General features: G+C 34.5%; 19 protein-coding genes. 1 reads left to right on the forward strand and 18 read right to left on the reverse strand.

The window, feature by feature from the left end; all coding sequences use genetic code 11:
- Positions 1-2: 2 nt before the first annotated feature.
- The 7 genes from Q9Q97_RS06250 to Q9Q97_RS06280 form a co-directional block, all read right to left on the reverse strand.
- Positions 3-911, reverse strand: coding sequence for a pseudouridine synthase (locus Q9Q97_RS06250; RefSeq protein WP_306155662.1), 909 nt, complete (start codon positions 909-911; stop codon positions 3-5).
- Between the two features lie 376 nt (positions 912-1,287).
- A complete protein-coding gene (locus Q9Q97_RS06255) occupies positions 1,288-2,244 on the reverse strand; it encodes a geranylgeranylglycerol-phosphate geranylgeranyltransferase (RefSeq protein ID WP_306155664.1) in 957 nt (318 codons plus the stop codon).
- Positions 2,245-2,303: 59 nt separating this feature from the next.
- Entirely contained in the window at positions 2,304-2,894 is a 591-nt protein-coding gene (locus Q9Q97_RS06260; RefSeq protein WP_306155666.1) for a DUF502 domain-containing protein, read from the reverse strand.
- A 67-nt stretch (positions 2,895-2,961) separates the two neighbouring features.
- Positions 2,962-3,900, reverse strand: a complete 939-nt coding sequence (locus tag Q9Q97_RS06265; protein ID WP_125723184.1) for a mevalonate kinase — start codon at positions 3,898-3,900, stop codon at positions 2,962-2,964.
- A gap of 3 nt (positions 3,901-3,903) precedes the next feature.
- Entirely contained in the window at positions 3,904-4,206 is a 303-nt protein-coding gene (locus Q9Q97_RS06270) for a type II toxin-antitoxin system RelE/ParE family toxin (protein ID WP_125723185.1), read from the reverse strand.
- Positions 4,203-4,430, reverse strand: a complete 228-nt coding sequence (locus Q9Q97_RS06275) for a hypothetical protein (RefSeq protein WP_306155669.1) — start codon at positions 4,428-4,430, stop codon at positions 4,203-4,205. The genes Q9Q97_RS06270 and Q9Q97_RS06275 overlap by 4 nt, the downstream gene beginning before the upstream one ends.
- A gap of 31 nt (positions 4,431-4,461) precedes the next feature.
- Positions 4,462-5,562 carry a diphosphomevalonate/mevalonate 3,5-bisphosphate decarboxylase family protein gene (locus tag Q9Q97_RS06280; RefSeq protein ID WP_306155670.1) on the reverse strand — a complete coding sequence of 367 codons (1,101 nt, stop codon included), beginning with the start codon at positions 5,560-5,562 and terminating at the stop codon, positions 4,462-4,464.
- A gap of 148 nt (positions 5,563-5,710) precedes the next feature.
- On the opposite strand from Q9Q97_RS06280, the gene Q9Q97_RS06285 reads away from it, so the two are divergent.
- Complete coding sequence (locus tag Q9Q97_RS06285; protein WP_306155673.1) at positions 5,711-6,187, forward strand: TspO/MBR family protein; 477 nt, start codon at positions 5,711-5,713, stop codon at positions 6,185-6,187.
- 46 nt (positions 6,188-6,233) lie between these two features.
- Here Q9Q97_RS06285 and Q9Q97_RS06290 read toward each other — a convergent pair whose 3' ends face one another.
- The 11 genes from Q9Q97_RS06290 to pgmB all read right to left on the reverse strand — a co-directional run bounded on the left by Q9Q97_RS06290 (position 6,234) and on the right by pgmB (position 20,274).
- On the reverse strand, positions 6,234-6,965 hold the full coding sequence (locus Q9Q97_RS06290; protein ID WP_306155675.1) for a hypothetical protein: 732 nt from the start codon (positions 6,963-6,965) through the stop codon (positions 6,234-6,236).
- Between the two features lie 51 nt (positions 6,966-7,016).
- Positions 7,017-7,706, reverse strand: coding sequence for an MBL fold metallo-hydrolase (locus tag Q9Q97_RS06295; RefSeq protein WP_306155676.1), 690 nt, complete (start codon positions 7,704-7,706; stop codon positions 7,017-7,019).
- A gap of 61 nt (positions 7,707-7,767) precedes the next feature.
- The gene (locus Q9Q97_RS06300) at positions 7,768-8,340 is read right to left on the reverse strand and encodes a Crp/Fnr family transcriptional regulator (protein ID WP_306155678.1); all 573 of its coding nucleotides are present in this window, start codon (positions 8,338-8,340) and stop codon (positions 7,768-7,770) included.
- 1 nt (position 8,341) lies between these two features.
- Complete coding sequence (locus Q9Q97_RS06305) at positions 8,342-8,989, reverse strand: HAD family hydrolase (RefSeq protein WP_306155680.1); 648 nt, start codon at positions 8,987-8,989, stop codon at positions 8,342-8,344.
- A 5-nt stretch (positions 8,990-8,994) separates the two neighbouring features.
- Positions 8,995-10,203: an NAD(P)/FAD-dependent oxidoreductase gene (locus Q9Q97_RS06310; protein ID WP_306155682.1), complete on the reverse strand. Its 1,209-nt coding sequence runs from the start codon at positions 10,201-10,203 to the stop codon at positions 8,995-8,997.
- Positions 10,204-10,289: 86 nt separating this feature from the next.
- On the reverse strand, positions 10,290-10,967 hold the full coding sequence (locus Q9Q97_RS06315) for a glycerophosphodiester phosphodiesterase family protein (protein ID WP_306155685.1): 678 nt from the start codon (positions 10,965-10,967) through the stop codon (positions 10,290-10,292).
- A gap of 158 nt (positions 10,968-11,125) precedes the next feature.
- The gene (locus Q9Q97_RS06320; RefSeq protein WP_306155687.1) at positions 11,126-12,790 is read right to left on the reverse strand and encodes an alpha-amylase family glycosyl hydrolase; all 1,665 of its coding nucleotides are present in this window, start codon (positions 12,788-12,790) and stop codon (positions 11,126-11,128) included.
- Positions 12,791-13,022: 232 nt separating this feature from the next.
- The gene (locus tag Q9Q97_RS06325; protein WP_306155689.1) at positions 13,023-14,885 is read right to left on the reverse strand and encodes a glycoside hydrolase family 13 protein; all 1,863 of its coding nucleotides are present in this window, start codon (positions 14,883-14,885) and stop codon (positions 13,023-13,025) included.
- Between the two features lie 105 nt (positions 14,886-14,990).
- On the reverse strand, positions 14,991-17,105 hold the full coding sequence (locus tag Q9Q97_RS06330) for a glycoside hydrolase family 97 protein (protein WP_306155691.1): 2,115 nt from the start codon (positions 17,103-17,105) through the stop codon (positions 14,991-14,993).
- Positions 17,106-17,126: 21 nt separating this feature from the next.
- Positions 17,127-19,430 carry a glycoside hydrolase family 65 protein gene (locus Q9Q97_RS06335; RefSeq protein ID WP_306155692.1) on the reverse strand — a complete coding sequence of 768 codons (2,304 nt, stop codon included), beginning with the start codon at positions 19,428-19,430 and terminating at the stop codon, positions 17,127-17,129.
- Between the two features lie 193 nt (positions 19,431-19,623).
- Positions 19,624-20,274, reverse strand: coding sequence for a beta-phosphoglucomutase (gene pgmB / locus Q9Q97_RS06340; protein ID WP_306155694.1), 651 nt, complete (start codon positions 20,272-20,274; stop codon positions 19,624-19,626).
- Position 20,275 lies beyond the last annotated feature (1 nt).

The following is a 20,275-nucleotide window of genomic DNA, read 5'->3' on the forward strand; positions in this document are numbered from 1 at the left end:
AATTACATGTTTTTCAAATTGATAATTTCTTGATCGGTCAAAAAGCGCCAGTTTCCTCGAGGAAGATTCTTTTTGGTTAATCCAGCAAAAGAAACACGGTCAATACGCAATACATTGTATTCGAAAGATTCAAAAATAGCACGCACCACTTTTACGTTAGATGTACGCAATTTAAGGCCAACTTCACTTTTTGGTTCGTTATCTATGTAGCTTACTTCTTCAACAGAGATACGGTGTCCGTCAAGAACTAAACCTTTGCTGATTTTTTCTAAATCTTCAAACTTTAAGTTTTTGTCTAAAGAAACCTGATAAATTTTAGGCGATTTCTGATTCGGAAGCGTGAATTTACGAATCATATCTGTGTCGTTTGTAAACAAAAGCAAACCAGTTGTATTCTTGTCCATTCTTCCTACAGCTGCAATTTTTGCATTTGTAGCACCACGAACAAGTTCTAGAACGTTACGGTATTCCTGGCCTTCATCAAAAGCAGTCGTAAAGTTTTTAGGTTTATTCAATAAAATATATTCTTTCTTTTCAGGAGTCAGAGTAACGCCGTCAAAGTTTACAACATCATTTAATTTTACCAAATATCCCATCTCAGTAACTACATTACCGTTAACTTTTACGTTTCCAGACTGGATATAAATGTCCGCATCACGACGCGAGCAAACACCAGAATTAGAGATGTATTTGTTCAGACGAATTTCATCTGAAGCTTTTTGTCTCTTTGCAGGCTGATTTTGTTTTCTCACTTTTTCGGCTGCTGCTTCCTGCGCTGCTTTAACTTCAGGTTTTACTTTTTTAGGTCCCTGCGCGCGTTTTGCCATAGGAGGTTTTGGCTTGTTAGAGCTTGGTCTAGAGCTGTTTGGTCTCGATCCGCCTCTTTTATTATTGCCTTCCTTGTTGTTCATACAATCATTAATTTGTGCAAAGATAGTTTTTTCCTGCTAATAAATCTTAAGTTCATTGTTCTTAGATTAATAGCGCTGATTTTTAAATGGTTTAGAAGCATCACAATAGGCTTTTTTTTAACATGGATTCCCGCTTTCCGCTTCAATCTTTTATTTTTTGGTAGCAAAAAATAAAAGGATTTACACTTCAATCGGGGCTAAATTAAAACAATAGGCTTCTTTTAGGTATTGAGTGGTGTTGTGCCGCAGAGATCACGAAGAATTTCGCCGAGATGCGCAAAGAAATTAAAATTATTGTAAAAGGATAAAAGACAGAAGAAGTTCATTTAAAGAAAAGCTTTTAAAAAATCTTGGCGAATCTTTGTGGAATAAACAATCAGTAATTAGAAATCAATTCCCTTCCGTGCCATAAAACGCTCGGATTAATCAGAACGATACAGCAAACTCCAGCTACAATCAAAAACTTGAGTACATTATGAAGTCGTAAATACTGTTCTTTAGAATCGGATTTCCACAAATAAATCAGGAAAAAAAGTAAAACGCCAAAACAGACATAAAAATAAATGTCCATATAACCGACATCATAAATATTTACCAAAATATAAACGGGAAGAATAGTCAAAATAGTTAACGCCGTAATAACCTGTTTCGAAACTTTTTCGCCATAAAGCACAGGAATAGTGCGATAATCATTTACCAAATCGCCTTTTAGGTTTTCCAAATCTTTAATCATTTCTCGAATCAGTAAAAGTAAAAACAAGAACATAGCATGCGCCGAAATCACTACAAAATGACTCATGTGATTCTCAATTTCTTCAAAAGAAACCTTATTGTAAAAATAAAGTAGAATTGCAAAAAAAGGCGTTACTGCCAGCAATGCCGACATTAAATTTCCGATAATTGGATATTTTTTGATTTTATGAGAATAAAACCAGATCAAGAAAATGTACGCTGAAAAAAATAAAAAAGCTCTCCAAGAAACAATAAAAGCCATTAAAACAGCAAGAAAATTTAGAGAAAAATAAACAGATAGTTTAGTTTTCTGGCTCACCAATCGATCCAACATAGATTTATTCGGACGATTGATTAAATCTTTCTGACTATCGTAAAAATTATTGATTATATAGCCCGAAGCAATTGTAATTGCAGATGCAAAAACAATTAAGAATAAGTGAAAATCAAGTAAAATATCGAGCGCTCTAATTTCTGGTGCAAGAATAAAAATAGCCGATAAATATTGCGCCAGAACAATAATCGGAATGTTGTAACCACGAACTACAGAGAACAGACTAACAATTTTCATTATTAAAAGTTTATTTTGTCTGCTCAGCATTTCTTATGGGTTATAGTTTTTAGAGTGGTAATTTAAGGCAAATATTTTTTTTAGAATGATTAAAGCTTATTTTTTAATAAATTTTTAGAACCAAATCCTAATTTTCTAATACAGGCCAATGCTTCTTTTTGCGAAATATCAACTTCTGTAATGTCTTTCTTTTCTACAAAAACCACAGAACCACTCCACGGATTTGGTGCGTCTGGAATAAAAACGGCAAATTTATTTTCGTTAATTTCTTCAATCAAAAAGGCGAATTGTAATCCAGCGTCTGTCGGAACTAGAATAACTTTTAGATTTTCATTAGATTCGATTCCCATAATACTTTCATTCATGTTTTTCATAAATGAATAACCAGGAACAAAACTTAAAACGCTTTCTTCAAGTTTCAGAATAAGCTTTTTAGCAAAAATAGTTCTTGAAATAAGCCCAGCTACCAAACAGATAATTACGATAATCGCTATGGCTACAATTTCTTGTAAAGCCAATCCCAAAATTTTGACTCTAGGGAGATTATTTACAATCGGATTAGTAACTTTTTGTGTTATAGAGAAGCCTTTTTCTAAAAGTACAAGCAATAAAATTAAGGGAGCCAGAAATAGAATGCCTCCCAAAAATGTTGCTTTGATAATTTTTAAAATACTTTTCATAATTATATATCTTTTAAAGATTAATTTAAAGAAGAGTATTTACCAGCTATGTCTATAAACCTAAAGCTTAAAATTGATAAACGACTTCCAGTTTGTAGTCTTTCAGCGAAGCTTTAGCGCGTTCCAAATCTTCGGTAAAACCTAGAATGTAACCGCCACCACCAGAGCCGCAAAGTTTTAGATAATAATCGTTGGTATCAATTCCGTGCTGCCAGATTCCATGAAACTGTTCTGGAATCATTGGTTTAAAATGATTCAAAACCACTTTAGAAAGTTTCTTGGTATTGGTAAACAAAGATTTCATGTCGCCTTGCAAGAAGTTTTCTACGCAGGCATCGGTATATTTTACAAAATGGTTTTTAAGCATCGCACGGAAACCTTTGTCTTTTAGGTTTTCCATAAAAATGTTAACCATTGGTGCGGTTTCGCCAACAATTCCAGAATCTAATAAAAAGACAGCACCTTTTCCGTCAAAGCTTTGAGTCGGAATTCCAGTTGCTTCAATGTTATCTTTAGAATTAATAAGAATCGGAATGCTTAAATAACTGTTTAAAGGATCTAAACCAGAACTTTTTCCGTGGAAAAAACTCTCCATTTGTGAAAATATATTTTTTAATTGCAATAGTTTTTCACGAGTAAGATTCTCCAAAACTGTGATTTTGTTTGTAGCGTATTTGTCGTAAATAGCCGCAACAAGAGCACCGCTGCTTCCAACACCGTAACCCTGCGGAATACTAGAATCGAAATACATGCCGCTCTCGACATCATTTTTTAAAGTTTCTAAATCGAAAGTAACCAACTCCGGCTGTTGCGTATGTAAAACTTCCAGGTAAGAAGCAAAACTTCTCAAGCTTTTGTTTGATGCAATAGCTTCTGCCGAAGGTTCTTCGCTTTTTTTCAAAGCGCCGTTATAAAAATTATAAGGAATAGAAAGTCCTTTAGAGTCGCGGATAATTCCGTATTCTCCAAAGAGTAATATTTTTGAGTAAAATAATGGTCCTTTCATGATTTATTTAATGTCTTTTTTTATTTTATTTGGGTCTTGTCTGGTGTCGAAAACGGAGATGATAGTTATTACTTTTGAATTAAAAACATAATAGAAAGTCGTTTGTTTTGTTAAAACACATTTTCTAACAGTTTTAAATTTTTCACTAATAGGAAAACTTTCTGGATACAATTGAATTGCCAAAATTGATTTATTAAATTTTTTCAAAAAATCAATTTTTCTTTTTAATGACCATTTTCCCTCTAAGTGACTTAAAATATTTTCAAAAGACTTTTCGGCTTTTAGAGTAAATTCAATTTTTCTCAACGCAAACCGTGTCTTTGTAAAATAGATTCGTAACTCACAACTTCCCCTCTTTCAAATTCCTTGAAACCAAGTTCAAGTTCTTTTTTCTGCTCTTCAGTCAAATCATCCCACCAATCCTTTTTCTTTTTCGCAAGCATTTTTTTAATTTTCACTATCAATGAATGGTCATCCGTTTCCTGTAGCATTTTCATTGCTTCTTCTCTATCTAATTGAATAATGTCCATAACCTAAAAATTTACCTAAAGATACGCAAAATTACAATGCAATTGCACCGTTTCCAATTTCGTCGCAAATGTACTGACTATTCTGACAGAAAACAACTAAATCGGTTTGAATAAATTGCAATACTTTTGTTGCAACATTTTCAGGATAAAGCACATGCACATTGGCGCCAGCATCTAGTGTAAAGCAAACTGGAATCTGAGTTTCAGCTCTAAATTTCCAGATAGCATTGATGATTTGCAATGTATTTGGCTTCATCAAAATATAATACGGCATAGAAGTCATCATCATAGCATGCAAAGTCAAAGCTTCACTTTCTACCACTTTGATAAATTCTTCGATATTTCCATTTTCGAAAATGGTGATTAATTTGTCTAGATTTTCATGTGCTTGAGCAAAACGTCTTTCTGCATACGGATGATTGTGCATTAAATCATGTCCGACAGTACTCGAAACTTGTTTTTCGCCTTTATCAACCAATAAAATCGTATCTTGATAATTCTTGAAATTTTCGTGAATAGCATAAGGAAATTCAATTCCAAATAAATCGGCGCTTCCTTCAATATTCGCCTGATTTCCCCAAACGACTACACTTCCTTTTACGCTTCGACAGGCACTTCCAGAACCTAAACGAGCTAAAAAAGATGCTTTTTGATAGAAATATTCATCTGTCATTTCTGGGTTTAGTTTTCTTTCTAAACTCATAAAATTCATTGCTAAAGCCGCCATTCCAGAAGCCGAAGAAGCAATTCCTGAACTGTGCGGAAAAGTATTCTGTGTATCAATTGTAAAATGATAATCCTTCAAAAACGGCAGATAAACTTCAACTCTTTCTAAAAACTTCTGAATCTTTGGCTTAAAGTCTTCTTTTGGTTTTCCTTCAAAAAGTAAATCAAAAGAAAAAGCTTTTGTCCCGCTGAGCGGAGTCGAAGCGTCTTTTCTTTCAAAAGCCAATTTTGTAATGGTTTTACAGTTATTCAAAGTAAAACTTACTGAAGGATTTGCCGGAATCTGATTGTCTTTTTTGCCCCAATATTTAACTAAGGCAATGTTGCTTGGAGCACTCCATTCAAAGTTTCCGTTTTCTATTATTGAAGTATATTGAGCTGGAATAAAATCGGCTGCTGTTAACATGAATTATAAAATTTTGGCAAAGATAGTTTTTAAATTTTTTCACCATATAAGTTATATAAGAAAATATAAAGCCTTTACTAAATGAACTTATATTACTTATATGGTTTCATTTTTCTTTTGATTATTTTTGAACTCAAAATTTGATACAATGAATAAAACGGTAAAAATCATTATAGCTTTAATTGTTTGTTTAGCAGTTGGATATTCTGCAAGTTTGGTAACCAGACCGAGTGTAGAATCCTGGTATCCAACAATTGAAAAACCGATTTTTAATCCGCCGAACTGGATTTTTATGCCAGTTTGGACTGTACTTTATATTTTTATGGCTATAGCAGCAGCTTTAGTTTGGGATAGAATAAAAGAAAATACAGAAGAAGTAAAAAAAGCATTACTTTTTTTCATTATCCAATTGATTTTAAATTCAATTTGGTCGTATTTATTCTTCGGATTAAAAAACCCGATGTTAGCTTTAATAGAAATTGTGCTGCTATGGCTGATGATTTACGAAACATATCTGAAATTCATCAAAATCAATAAACTTTCAGCTTATTTATTAATTCCTTATTTAGTTTGGGTTGGTTTTGCAACAGTTTTGAATGGTAGTATTTGGTGGCTGAATAAATAATAGTTTCAAGTTTCAGGTTTATTTTATTTCGAGTTTTTTTGGAATTCTACTTTAAACTTTTAAATTCTTTATTTTTAGCATGTAAAAAATCCATTGTAGCCAGAATATTTGGATGTTCAAGAAGTGTTTTGGAGTTGGGGTCGGCGTCGCAGAATTGAAGGAAAAGTTCTTTCTCTTCTGATTTTAATTTTAAATCTTTACTAAAAAAATCCTCAGAGCAAGTTGTAGCAATTAATTTTCTAAAATCGATTTTAGGAATTTCCTTTTTCGGCTCTTCTCTTTCTCTTTTGAATAAGCCGAAAAGCCCGCTGCCAATCACTCCAATATTCAATCCGTTAGAAAGTGTATTATTGAAGCCGGGAATAAAGCGTGTTAGATCGTTATTGGCTTTCTCCATTTTAATTTTACTGATGGCCTCTGCATCATATTTTATTTTAGGAAATTTAATTGTAGTCAATACAACTTCTTCTAGTTCTTCGGGTTTTAAAATCATTTTTACAACGAGATTGTTGTTTTGAATATTTTCTGAAGTAACTTTTAAACGGCTGAAAAAATAATCTTTATGAAAGAAAAGCAAACTGTCTTTCGGATTTACCAAAATCGAAAATTCTCCTAATTCGTTAGTTCGTGTACTGGTTTGGGCAGTTTTATTAATTACTTCTACGCCTTTGAGAGTAAAATTTTGATCGATTACTTTTCCACTGAGCAGTTTTTCTGTCTGGGAAATGCTAATTTGGTAAGTGAAAAAAGAAATTGTGGTAAGTAATTTTACTCTCATACACGATTAATTTGCTGAGAGTAAAATTATTAGAATACTCTTAATGAAAACTTACAGATTCTGTAAATTCTTGTTAATTAATGATTTTGAAAACTTTTCCAATTCTCCTTTATTAAATAAAACGGGGCCATGTCCAAAGCATAATATTTTAGGTTTTAAAGAAGCTAGTTTTAAAATAGATTTTCTATTCGTTTCCGCATCTTTAGTAAATAAATTGGGAGGTTCGTGCAGACCAACTTTAGTTGTTAAGAGATTCATATTGGTCATAATATCGCCCACAATGAGAACGCCGTCTTTTTCTCTAAAAAAAGATAAATGACCACGAGAATGTCCTGGAGTTTCAATCACTGTAAAACCGCCGATTTGGTCACCTTCTTTTAAAGTTTGAGAAACGGGATGTCCTTTTCCTGCCCAGAAATTTTTCTGAAACTTAGAAATAAAATGATTCGGATTTGGATATTCATTAATGACATTTCCATTTTCAGCAAATTCTTTTTCGGTTTCGCTGCACAAAAGCGGAATGTTGAGTTTTTCGCAGATTATTTTACTGCTTCCTTGATGATCGGCGTGGGCGTGCGTGAGTACGTGTTTGGTAACAGATTGGTCTTTAATTGCTTTTAATATCGTTGCGGAAGAAGTTCTAATTCCGGCATCAATTAAAACATCTTCAATTAAATAGCAATTTATAGCGTTTCGAGGAAATAGTGGAATCTGATAAACATCTTGAGCTAAATTTTTCATCTTTTTGAAATTTTATTTTCGCAAAGATTTGAATTGCGCCTGTCAATTTACTTGATAAATGTTAAGAAATATCTTGACGAATTCTGCTCAGCGATTCTGGGGTAATTCCGAGAAATGAGGCAATGTAGATTAAAGGTGTGCGCTGGATTATTTTGGCTGGAGCCGATTCCAGAAAAGTCAAATATTTTTCTTTGGCAGGAATCATTTGAAGTTTTAAAACACGGTCAGCCATACAAAGGTAATTTTGTTCGGCTAAAATTCTTCCGACGCGCTCCCAATTTGGGATCTTGTCATACAGAAACTGCATTTTTTCGAATGTAATCGAAAGCACTTGACAATCTTCAATACATTGAATATTTTCGAAGGATTTTGCCTGATTGATAAAGCTGGAATATGAAGCGATAAAACCGTCATCACAGCTTAAATACGTAGTAATTTCTTTTCCGTCTTTTAAATAATAAACCCGTGCTAATCCGTTTAGAATGAAAAAAATCTTGTTGCTGATTTTTCCCATTTCAGAGAGATATTCTTTGGTGTTGTATTTTTCATATTCAAAACAAGAAGAAATTGCCTTAATTTCATTTTCAGAAAAAGAAGCAATTGCTGTGATTTGTTTTTGTAATGAAGAATGCATTTTATAGGATATCAATTAATTCAGATGCTTTATGAATCACTTTTTTGGCTCCGCTGTTTTTCAATTCTTCTTCAGTTCTGTAACCCCAAGTCACACCAACCGGAAACATATTCGCATTTGTTGCCGTTAACATATCAATATCAGAGTCGCCCACAAAAAGAATTTCTTCGGGACTTAAATTCCATTTTTTACTAATTTCTAAAGCCTCAAACGGATTTGGTTTTTTCAGAGCTTCCGTACTCAAACCAACAGCCGAATCAAATTGTTCTGGAAAAATTTCTGAAACTATTTTTTTTGTCAACTCATCTGCTTTATTCGAAAAAACAGCCATTTTAATATTTTCTAAAGCTGGATTTTTCAATAGATCTAAAATGCCATCGTAAGGTTTTGTCTTTAAAGTACAGATTTTACGATATTCGTTTATCATACAATCAAAACAAATTTCGATTTGTTCGTCAGAATTATGCGTTGAAGGTAAAGCTTTGCTGACCAAATTTCGCAAACCGCTACCGATAAAATATTGATAGGTTTCGTAACTATGAGTGGGGTGATTTAGACCTGTTAAAACAATATTCATCGCGTCTGAAATATCGTGTAGTGAATTGACTAACGTTCCGTCTAAATCGAAAATAATTCCTTTAAATTTCATTCTAATTAAATATTTTGAGCCACAATAAACCCGCTTGTCCAGGCATTCTGAAAATTAAAACCGCCTGTAATGGCATCGATATTGACAATTTCTCCAGCAAAATAAAGGTTTTCGTGAATTTTGCTTTCCATAGTTTTGAAGTTAATTTCCTTTAAATCGATTCCGCCCGCTGTTACAAATTCTTCTTTAAAAGTACTTTTTCCGTTGACTTGAAATTTGGCTTTTGTCAATTGTAAAGCCAGATTCTGCAATTGGTTTTTTGATAAATCTGCCCATTTAGTTTCCGTATCAATTCCCGAAGCCAAAACCAAACTTTCCCACAAACGATTCGGAAAATCAAATGGAGATTTTTTAGAAACGGCTTTTTTTGCGTGTTCTTGTTTTAAATCTTTCAGGATTTTCTCGGCATCTTCGGGATCTAAATCGTTTAGCCAATTTACAAAAATGGTGAACTGATAATTTTTATCGTGCAGAATACGTGCGCCCCAAGCCGAAAGTTTCAGGATTGCTGGCCCGCTCATTCCCCAATGTGTAATTAACAAAGGCCCAGTCGATTCTAGTTTTGTATCTTTTACATTTACCGTAACCTGCGCTGCAACGCCTGGCAATTCTTTAATTCTCGGATCTTTGATATTAAAAGTAAATAGGGAAGGAACGGGGCTTACAACAGCGTGGCCATGTTCCTGAAGCATTTCCCAGATTTTTGGGTTGCTTCCGGTCGCCATTACTAATTTTTCGCAAGCAAAATTATCGCTTTGTGTATCAATTTTCCAATGATTTTCTTTTTTGAAAATCGACTGAACACTTTGACCTGTCAATACTTTTATACCTAATTTTTCAGTTGCTTTTAAGAAACAATCGATTATAGTTTGCGAAGAATTTGAAACTGGAAACATTCTGCCGTCTTCTTCGATTTTTAATTCGACGCCATGTTTTTCAAACCATTCGATTGTATCGCCTGAGCAAAATTGATGAAACGGTCCACGAAGTTCTTTTTCGCCGCGCGGATAAAATTTTACCAGTTCGTTGGGTTCGAAACATGCATGGGTAACGTTGCATCGCCCGCCTCCAGAAACACGAACTTTAGAAAGAACTTCTTTTCCTCTTTCTAAAATAGCGATTTTGAGTTTTGGATTTTTCTCTGCAATATTAATTGCTGTAAAAAAGCCTGCAGCACCTCCGCCAACGATTATTATATCGAAATTTTTAATCATAATTTTTTTGATCGCCACGAATTCACGAATTATTTTTGCCAATCTTTGAGAATAAAAATTCGTGAATTCGTGGCTATTCTTAAACTTTATATTTTGTCTGGATTATCAGAGATAATTCCGTTTACGTTGTAACTTTTTACTTTTTGAATGTCTTCTTCGGAGTTTACTGTCCAAGGGAAAACTTTGAAATCTTTATCCTGAATCTGCTTTACGTTTTCTTTGTTTAATAACTGAAAATCAGGATGAATGGCGTATGCTTTTATACTTTCGGCGAAAGCCAAAGCAGATTGAATATCTTCTTCTGTTAAAACACCAATTAAAATTTTTGGATTTAAATTTTGAACTTCTTCTAAGGCATTCCAGTCAAAACTAGAAATGATAAAACGTTCGTATTTCCAACTTTTTTCGTTGATATATTTTTCAATTAAAGAAACAACTTGTTTTGAAGTGTCGCCATTTTTTAGCTCGACATTGATGAAGCATTTTTTATCGACTAAATCAAAAACTTCGTTTAGGGTTGGAATTTGAAACGTATCAGCGATTCGAAACGACTTTAATTCGGCTAAAGTGTAGGTGTTTATTTCACCTTTTCCGTTGGTCATTTTGTCGATCGTTTCATCGTGCATTACGATGATATGTCCGTCGGCGCTTAGATGAACGTCGAGTTCGATTCCGTCTGCATGTAAGTCTAATGCTTTTTGAAAAGCTTGAAGAGTGTTTTCGGGTTCGTATGCTTTTGCACCTCTGTGAGCTATTTTTAGCATTTGCGAGTGTTTTTTTCTAACCGCAAAGGTCGCAAAGATTTACGCAAAGGTCGCAAGGAATTTTAAAAAATAATAGCCACGAATTCACGAATTAATTTTTACAATCTTTGAGAATAAAAATTCGTGAATTCGTGGCGAAAAAAACTTGGCGGTTAAACTTATATTTTTTCTAATAAAACAATTCCATATTCGCTATCAATAGTTACTTTTCCATCAATGACTTCAGCTTCTTTATCAGAAAAGGAGTCTTTTAATTTGGTTCCGTTTTCGAAAATGGAGTTTACAGGAAGTTCTTTTTTGCCTTCGGGTAAATCTAAACCGATGATTACTTTATCTGTAAAATTACCGTTAGTATAAGTTCTTGAAAACAAGTAATGTTCGCTTTCAATTTTCGAATGAATTCCGGCGCCAACTGCAGGATGATTTCTTCTGAACTGACCTAATTTCTGCCAATGCCAAAGCATTCTCTTTGTATCAGGATTATTTTGAATATCATCCCAATTCATGTTCGAACGTAAAGTCGCGTCGCCTTGAGTTCCTTCTATAACCAAAGAACGATTCGATTCGTCTCCGTAATATACTTGTGACATTCCAGGAGAAAGTAAAAGCTTAGTTCCTGCTTCAAAACCTTTTACACGATTGGCATCAAAAGGCTGGCCGTCGTCGTGAGAAGACGTATAATTAAGAACAGAATAACCTTTTAATTCGTTGTTTAAAGCATTCGAATATTTCGAAAATAAAGTCTCATAATCACTTTGACCGGCATTCCATTTAAATTCAAAATTGATCATGCTGTTGAAACCGTTCTGGAAATAATTTACTTTTCGGTCTCCAAAATCATAATCTTGTCCGCCGCTGATTCCGTAACCATAAACTTCGGCAATGGTATAAAACGGATTTTGGTCTAAAACCTGAAGCGGATGATTCTGTTTCCAATTCGCGAAAGCAAAATCACATTCTTTTTTAAAATCGGCCCAAACACCTTCTTCTGTATGTTTTACAGTGTCGGCGCGGTAACCGTCAATTCCGAACTCAGTAATATAATCGGTAAGCCATTTTATAATGTAATATTTCGGACTTCTGGGATAACCTGTTCTTTTAAAGAATTCGTCAAGCGAAGCGATCTCTTTTTCGTAACGGCCTTCTTTTTTCCATTTTTCAATTAAAAGTGGTGGCAATTCTACATTTTGAGAACTTTCGGTTCTTACATCCGGAAGATTATCAACCAGTGTACACATAGTGGTATTCTCAAAAGATTTGTAATCGCAAACAACGCCCGTGCGAACCCAGTCTGAAGGCCAAACAGGATCTTCGGGAGTTACGGGACCAGTGTGATTGATAACGCCGTCTAAAACGATTCTGATGCCGTGTTCGTGGGCTTTTTTAACCAAATTGGCTAAATCTTCTTTTGTTCCAAAGTTGGGATCTAATGCTGTCCAATCTTTTGCCCAATAGCCGTGAAAACCATAACTTAAACCTGTTCCTTCGTCGACTCCGTCGTGAATCTGCTCGACAATCGGCGTAAGCCAAATGGCATTGATTCCGAGTTTATCAAAATAACCCGATTCGATTTTTTTGGTAATTCCGATAATGTCACCGCCTTCAAATCCGCGAAGTTTTCCTGGCGTTTTGGTTCGGTTAAAATTAATGTCGTTGGATTTATCGCCATTGTAAAAACGGTCTGTAAGTAAAAAATAAACATTTGCACCTTCCCAAACGAAAGGTGTCTTTGAAGTATCTGTATTCATTGAAACTGATTTTGAGCCAGAACAACCCGTAATTATGAATACTAAAGATAGAAAAAGGAAAGTGTATTTTTTCATAAATATTTGATTTAACGAAGTATTAATAAAAAGAATAGCCACAGATTAAAAAGATTAGAATGATTTTTTAATCTGTGGCTAAAAATTTTAAACACATAGAGACATAGATTTTTTCCTTTCTAAATGAGAAGATCGAAAAATGACTCGTCATTTAACACATAGCTATGTGTATTGATGCTGAGTGAAACGACTTATTACGTTTCTATAAACTATGTTTCTATGTGTTAAGAAATTACTCCAATTCTAAAACCAAAGCCGATTTTGGTTCTAAAGTAATTTCAGAACTTAAATCAAATGTTTTTCCTGAGATAACATCTTTTCCTGATTTGTAGTTTTTGATGTTTTCTTTAAAACGGTTTGTTTTTACAGTTTGCGGTTTTGCATTATTATTGAAAACTACCATAACCGTTTTACTATCTGTATATCTGAAATATACATAGGTGTTATTTTCAGGAATATAATGAGTCATTTTTCCGAAGTGAACTGCTTCATTTGTTTTTCTCCAATTGAATAATTTTGAGGTAAAATCAAAGTAAGCTGCTTGCTGAGCTGTTCTGCCTGTCGCTGTGAAAGCATTGTTTTTGTCACCAGCCCAGCCGCCTGGAAAATCCTGACGAATATCGGCATCGCCTTTGCTTTTGTCTCCACCCATTCCGATTTCTGAACCGTAATAAATCTGTGGAATTCCGCGAACAGTTGCCAATAAAGTCATTGCCAATTTGTATTTCGGAAGATCGTATTTGAACTTATCGTTCATACGATCTGTATCGTGATTTTCAGCAAAAACTAGAATGTTATTCGTGTCTGGATATAAAAAATCCATTGCAAAATTGTTGTAGAATTTAATCAATCCGTTGTCCCAGCTTGGTTCATCTTCATTGAAAGTTGAAGTTACTTGACTTTGAAGCGTAAAATCCATTACAGATGGAAGGTTTGAATTGTAGTTTTCGATCGCTCCAATTTTACTGTCTTTTTGCCAAAATGCTAAATTCGCCTGATTGTGCATCCAAATTTCGCCTACAATATTAAAGTTCGGATATTCAGTAGTAATCGCTTTTGCCCAATTGGCCATGGCTGTTTTATCTGAATAATTATAAGTGTCCACACGGAAACCATCCAAATTGGCAAATTCAATCCACCAAATCGCGTTTTGCGTTAAGTATTTTGAAACTAGAGGATTTCTTAAATTTAAATCTGGCATCGAAGGTACAAACCAACCATCAACGCAAACTTCCTGATCTATTTTTGAAGCGTGAATATCTGTAATTACTTCACGTCTGTGATGTGTTTGTGTGAAAGTTTCAAATTGGTTGAACCATGTTTTAGTTGGCATATCTTTCATCATCCAATGCGTGATTCCCCAGTGATTGGTTACGTAATCCATAACCAATTTCATGTTCTTTTTGTGCATTTCTGCAGATAAACGAGCGTAATCGTCGTTCGTTCCATAACGCGGATCGATTTTGTAAACATCAGATTGTCCGTAAGTGTGATAAGAATGCTGTTTGTCGTTGTCTTCGCACAATGGCGTGCTCCAAATTGTAGTCGCACCAAGAGACGAAATATAATCTAAGTTTTTGATGATTCCTTCAATATCTCCGCCGTGACGTCCGCCTGGTTCTGCGCGGTTTCCTTTTTCAGTTAAGTTAGCGTCACTGTCGTTTTTCGGATTTCCGTTAGCAAAACGATCTGGCATAATTAAGTACATTACGTCTGATGCGTCGTAACTTTTTCTGTCGGCAGAATTGGCTCTTCTTTCTTTAAGAGCATATTTTTGTGTAAAAGCAACTTTGTTTTTCAATTTGAATGAAAAAGTAAGTTCTGATGCTTTAAGATTTTGCGTGTCGATGGTGATGAAAACGTAGTTAGGGTTTTCTGTTTTTTCTACATTTTTAATAGCAACGTTGTTCGAAACAGAAGCTTCATATTGTGCAATGTTTTTTCCGTAGAACATAATCTGCAATTCCGGATTTTTCATTCCGGCATACCAGAAAGGCGGTTCTACTTTTTGGATTTGCGCTTTCGCGGAAGCGGAAAACAACAAAACGATTAAGAGGAATTTATAAATATGATGGTTTATTTTTAGGTCATTCATAGTAAAAATGAATTTAAACCATATAAGAAATGTAAGAACATTTAAGACAAAACTGGGGAGATTTCTATTTAAATGAACTTACATTTCTTATATGGTTAATTAAAATTATTTATTTTCAATAATGCTTATCGCATATCCTCCTCCAGGAGCAGAAAGCTGTGATAATTTTGATTTACTTGTAACAGCAATTTTCTTGATGTTATAAGCCTGCGGATTTGTTTTGTAATGCGCATCTTTTGCATCAGCATAAATCGTTGCTGTGTATTTTTTACCTTTTTCAAGGAAACTGAAATCGATGTTTGATGTACGAGCCGTTTCTCCGTTTACGTTTCCAACAAACCAGTTGTTAGTTCCTTTTGCTTTACGGGCAACCGTGATAAAATCTCCAGGCTCAGCCTCAATATATTTACTTTCTGACCAGTCAACGGCCACATCTTTAATGAATTGGAATGCATCTGGAAAACGGTTGTAATTTTCTGGAGTATCAGCTGCCATTTGCAGTGGGCTGTACATTGTTACGTATAATGCCAATTGATTACAGATTGTACTGTTTACATGCGATTTGTTATCTGGATTCATTTTACTGATATCCATTTCGAAGATTCCAGGCGTGTAATCCATTGGTCCACCAATTAATCTTGTAAATGGGATAACCGTAACGTGATTTGGTTTAGAACCTCCAAAAGCTTGGTATTCTGTTCCTCTTGCTGCTTCGTTTCCGATTAAGTTCGGATACGTTCTTGCAATTCCTGTTGGACGAACCGCTTCGTGAGCGTTCACCATAATTTTGTAATCAGCTGCTTTTTCGATAGCGTACTGGTAGTGGTTTACAATCCATTGGCTGTAGTGATTTTCACCTCTTGGCAAAATATCACCTACGTAACCACTTTTTACAGCATCATATCCGTTATCGTTCATGAATTTGTAAGCAGCATCCATGTGGCGCTCGTAGTTACGAACAGATCCTGAAGTTTCGTGGTGCATAATGATTTTTACACCTTTAGATTTTGCATATTCGTGTAGTCCTTTCACATCAAAATCTGGGTAAGGCGTTACGAAATCAAAAACATAATCTTTAGAATGTCCGAACCAATCTTCCCAGCCTTCGTTCCATCCTTCAACCAAAACAGCATCAAAACCATTTGCAGCAGCAAAATCAATGTATTTTTTTACGTTAGCATTGTTAGCTCCGTGTGTTCCGTTTGGTTTTGCTTTCGCGAAATCTGTAACTCCCAATTGGACTGTTGGATAATCGTTAGTGTACGACCAAGAGCTTTTTCCTGTAATCATTTCCCACCAAACTCCGATGTATTTTACTGGTTTGATCCAAGAAGTGTTTTCGATTTTTGAAGGATCATTTAAGTTGTACGTCATTTTTGAAGCTAAGATTTCTCTAGCATCATCGCTTACGATAATTGTTCTCCAAGGAGAGTGATTTGGCGCTTGCATGTGTCCTTTATCTCCTTTTGCATCTGGTGTTAACCAAGATTCGAAAACTAAGTTTTTATCATCTAAATTCAAGTGCATACAAGAATAGTCAATCAAAGCTGCTTCGTGCAGGTTGATGTAGATTCCGTCAGCAGATTTCATCATCAAAGAAGTCTGAACCCCTGTTGGTGAAAATGACTTTTGAGAAACGTTTGCTGTGTATGCTTTTTGAGATAAACCTCTAATTTCTGATAATTTTGATTTTGTATAATCATATTCCTGAGTATCATAGTCTCCAGGAATCCAGAAAGCAGTATGATCTCCAGCCATAGCAAATTGAGATCTTTCTTCCTTAATTACAAAGTAAGTAAGATTCTTTTGTGCTGGGAATTCGTAACGGAAACCTAAACCGTCATCAAACAAACGAAAACGGATTACGATTTGTCTGTCTGTACTTTTTTGGTTTAAAGTAACTGCCAATTCATTATAATGATTTCTAATATGATCTACTTCGCCCCAAACCGGTTTCCAAGTTTCATCAAAAGTTGAAGTTTTAGTATCAGCAATTGTAAAGTCATTCAATAAAGATTTTTTATCATCTTTCAGTTCAAGACCTAGTTTACTGGTTTTTACAACTTCTTTGTTTTTGTATTTTAAATTGTAAGTTGGAGTTCCGTCGCTTTGAAGCGAAAATTCCATTACGAACTTTCCTTCGGGAGATTTTAATTGTTGCGCTCTAGCAATTGTGCTAGCCGCAAACAAGATTAAACTTGCGAAAAATAAGTTTTTCATGTTTTTTTGATTTTAGAAATATTAATTAATTGAAGCAGGTTTTTCTGCTGTTATCGGTTTCCCGTTTACGATAATCGTTAAATCCTGATCGCCGTCTACGGTAAAATTAGTTTCGTCATGATTTACAGAAACCTTTAAAATCTGGTTTCTGAAATTGATTTTAAATGAATAGCCTTTCCATTCTTTAGGGATTTTTGGAGAGAAATGAAGCTGATCATTTTTAACACGCATTCCGCCAAAACCTTCTACAATGCTCATCCAAGTTCCAGCCATTGAGGTAATGTGACAGCCTTCTTCTACTTCTTTATTGTAATCATCTAAGTCCAGACGAGAAGTTCTTAAATAGAAAGTATATGCCATGTCCATTTTATCTAAAACAGCAGCTTGAATTGAGTGCACACAAGGGGAAAGTGAGCTCTCGTGAACCGTAAAGGATTCGTAAAATTCAAAATTACGTTTTAATTCTTCTTTAGAAAAATGATCTTCGAAAAAATAAAAACCTTGCAACACATCGGCTTGCTTAATATATGGCGAACGTAAAACGCGATCCCAAGACCATTTTTGATTAATAGGACGTTGTGATTTGTCTAAATCTTTAACAGGAACTAAATCTTTGTCTAAGAAACCGTCTTGCTGTAAATAGATTCCAAGTTCTTCAGAAATAGGGAAGTACATGTCGTCTGCCACTTTTTTCCATTCTTTAATTTCTTCAGATGAAAGATTTACTTTATCTAAAATTCTTTTATGATCTGAAGGATATTCTTTGGCTACTTTTTCTATTTGTTCTGAAGCAAAATCGATACACCATTTTGCAATATAATTGGTGTAGAAATTATTGTTGATGTTGTTTTCGTATTCATTTGGACCTGTTACTCCCAGAATCACATACTGATTTTTATCTTTAGAAAAAGAAGCTCTCTGATGCCAGAAACGTGCAATTCCAATTAGAACTTCTAATCCTTTTTCTGGAATATAAGAGTAATCTCCTGTGTAACGGTTGTAGTTGTAAATCGCAAAAGCAATCGCTCCATTTCTGTGGATTTCTTCATGCGTGATTTCCCATTCGTTGTGGCATTCTTCACCATTCATGGTAACCATCGGATAAAGAGCAGCGCCGTTTTTGAAACCTAGATTGTCTTTCGCATTTTCAATCGCTTTGTCTAATTGATTGTAACGATACGTCAATAAGTTTCTTGCAACTTGCTGATCTTTAGTCGCCATGTAAAACGGAATGCAATATGCTTCAGTGTCCCAATAAGTAGATCCGCCGTATTTTTCTCCTGTAAATCCTTTTGGTCCAATATTTAAACGAGAATCTTTTCCTGAATAAGTTTGGTTCAATTGAAAAATATTGAAACGAATTCCCTGTTGTGCTTTTACATCGCCATCAATGGTAATATCTGACATTTCCCAGATTTTTGCCCAAGCATCAATTTGGTTTTGAAGCAAGGTTTCGTAACCTAAAGCAACTGCCGATTTAATTACTTTTTCGGCTCCAGCCAAAGTATTTTCGTGGTTTAAAGAGACCGTATAACCTCCAATTTTCTGAATCGTTGAGGTTTGTCCTTTTGCAATAATAGTTCCGTAAGTATATTGAACCTTATCTGTTGTCGAGTCGATTGTTGACGGAGAAACATTAATGTTTTCGCCATTTGCCAAAATCGTATTGTGCATGAAAGTGGTTACTTTAAAATGCGTTTTGAAAGTTTGAGCTGTTACAAAAGCTTCGTTTGTGCCTTTTTTAACTTCAAGTGGTTCCCAGAATTTTTCTTCCCAGTTCGCATCTTCATTGGTTACTCCAGCGTCGATATACGGTTTGTAAACGATCTTTGCATCTTTGTTTAAAGGCGTAATATCGTATTTGATAACTCCCGCTTCGTCTAAATCCATTGAAAGAAAACGGCGAATGTTTACAGCGATTTCTGTTCCGTTTTTCAGAACAGCTTCAAAAGAACGATTGTACCATCCTTCTTTCATATTCAATTCTCTGCGGAAATTTCTAACTTCTGTACAATTGTGTAAATCAAGGTTTTCTTCGTTGATTTCTACATCAATTCCAATCCAGTTTGGAGCATTTAAAACTTTAGCAAAATACTTTGGATATCCGTTTTTCCACCAGCCCACTTTTGTTTTATCTGGATAGTAAATTCCTGCAATATAACTTCCTTGAAAAGTTTCTCCAGAATATGTCTCTTCAAAATTCGCACGCTGTCCCATAGCGCCGTTTCCGATACTGAAAAGACTTTCAGACGATTTTACTCTTTCAGCATCAAATTCTTCTTCTATTACGGACCAATTGTCTGGTTTTATATAATCTTGATTCATTTGTTTAATTAGATAATTGGGCAATGTGTCAATTAGATAATTTGTCAATTGGGATAATTGGATAATTATTTTTTTTGACTTTTATTCTATTGAATTGCTGTTGTTTTACATTTTTTTTAATTGAGACAATTCGTCAATTAGATAATTAGATAATTCGTTTGTGGAGAAATTATCTAATTATCAAATTTTCTCATTATCTAATTAGTTCCTCAATAAAGCTTGTTTCGATTTGGGTAAAATCTTTAAAAATATGATCAGCTTCATGTAAAATTGTTTCCTCACCAATTCCCACACTTACCATTTCTGCGATATTTGCTGCCTGAATTCCGGCAACAGAATCTTCAAATACAATTGAATTTTTTGGATCAATGTTTAATAACTGAGCCGCTTTTAAGAAAACTTCAGGATCTGGTTTTGCATTGCTGACATCGTTTCCGTCAACAATAACATCGAAGTAAGATAGAACCCCTGTTTTTTCTAGAATTGGTCTTGCATTTTTGCTGGCAGAACCTAATGCAATTCCTTGGTTTTTATCTTTTAATAGTTTTAGAATTTTTAAAACCCCTGGAAGAACCTCACTTTCATCCATGTCAACTAAATAAGATAAATAATCTTCGTTTTTCTGAATTAGCCATTTGTCTTTGTCTTCTTGAGAAGCTTGAACATTGCCTAATCCGAGAATTATATCTAGCGAACGAACACGACTCACACCTTTAAGTAATTCGTTGTCTTCGTGGGTAAAATTTATATTTAATGACTGAGCGATCTTCTGCCAAGCCAAAAAGTGGTATTTGGCGGTGTCTACGATCACTCCGTCAAGATCGAATATGAATGCCTTTTTCATT

Origin of the sequence: Flavobacterium sp. DG2-3, assembly GCF_030730925.1 — a bacterium.
Lineage (GTDB): Bacteria > Bacteroidota > Bacteroidia > Flavobacteriales > Flavobacteriaceae > Flavobacterium.

Bases quoted from the DNA above. Each gene is read 5' to 3' on its own strand.
- Q9Q97_RS06255 (WP_306155664.1), bottom strand. From the start codon at position 2,244: ATGCTGAGCAGACAAAATAAACTTTTAATAATGAAAATTGTTAGTCTG.
- Q9Q97_RS06330 (WP_306155691.1), bottom strand. From the start codon at position 17,105: ATGAAAAACTTATTTTTCGCAAGTTTAATCTTGTTTGCGGCTAGCACA.
- Q9Q97_RS06335 (WP_306155692.1), bottom strand. From the start codon at position 19,430: ATGAATCAAGATTATATAAAACCAGACAATTGGTCCGTAATAGAAGAA.
- Q9Q97_RS06285 (WP_306155673.1), top strand. From the start codon at position 5,711: ATGAATAAAACGGTAAAAATCATTATAGCTTTAATTGTTTGTTTAGCA.
- Q9Q97_RS06325 (WP_306155689.1), bottom strand. From the start codon at position 14,885: ATGAATGACCTAAAAATAAACCATCATATTTATAAATTCCTCTTAATC.
- Q9Q97_RS06290 (WP_306155675.1), bottom strand. From the start codon at position 6,965: ATGAGAGTAAAATTACTTACCACAATTTCTTTTTTCACTTACCAAATT.
- Q9Q97_RS06305 (WP_306155680.1), bottom strand. From the start codon at position 8,989: ATGAAATTTAAAGGAATTATTTTCGATTTAGACGGAACGTTAGTCAAT.
- Q9Q97_RS06315 (WP_306155685.1), bottom strand. From the start codon at position 10,967: ATGCTAAAAATAGCTCACAGAGGTGCAAAAGCATACGAACCCGAAAAC.
- Q9Q97_RS06260 (WP_306155666.1), bottom strand. From the start codon at position 2,894: ATGAAAAGTATTTTAAAAATTATCAAAGCAACATTTTTGGGAGGCATT.
- Q9Q97_RS06265 (WP_125723184.1), bottom strand. From the start codon at position 3,900: ATGAAAGGACCATTATTTTACTCAAAAATATTACTCTTTGGAGAATAC.
- Q9Q97_RS06280 (WP_306155670.1), bottom strand. From the start codon at position 5,562: ATGTTAACAGCAGCCGATTTTATTCCAGCTCAATATACTTCAATAATA.
- pgmB (WP_306155694.1), bottom strand. From the start codon at position 20,274: ATGAAAAAGGCATTCATATTCGATCTTGACGGAGTGATCGTAGACACC.
- Q9Q97_RS06275 (WP_306155669.1), bottom strand. From the start codon at position 4,430: ATGGACATTATTCAATTAGATAGAGAAGAAGCAATGAAAATGCTACAG.
- Q9Q97_RS06320 (WP_306155687.1), bottom strand. From the start codon at position 12,790: ATGAAAAAATACACTTTCCTTTTTCTATCTTTAGTATTCATAATTACG.
- Q9Q97_RS06300 (WP_306155678.1), bottom strand. From the start codon at position 8,340: ATGCATTCTTCATTACAAAAACAAATCACAGCAATTGCTTCTTTTTCT.
- Q9Q97_RS06295 (WP_306155676.1), bottom strand. From the start codon at position 7,706: ATGAAAAATTTAGCTCAAGATGTTTATCAGATTCCACTATTTCCTCGA.
- Q9Q97_RS06310 (WP_306155682.1), bottom strand. From the start codon at position 10,203: ATGATTAAAAATTTCGATATAATAATCGTTGGCGGAGGTGCTGCAGGC.
- Q9Q97_RS06250 (WP_306155662.1), bottom strand. From the start codon at position 911: ATGAACAACAAGGAAGGCAATAATAAAAGAGGCGGATCGAGACCAAAC.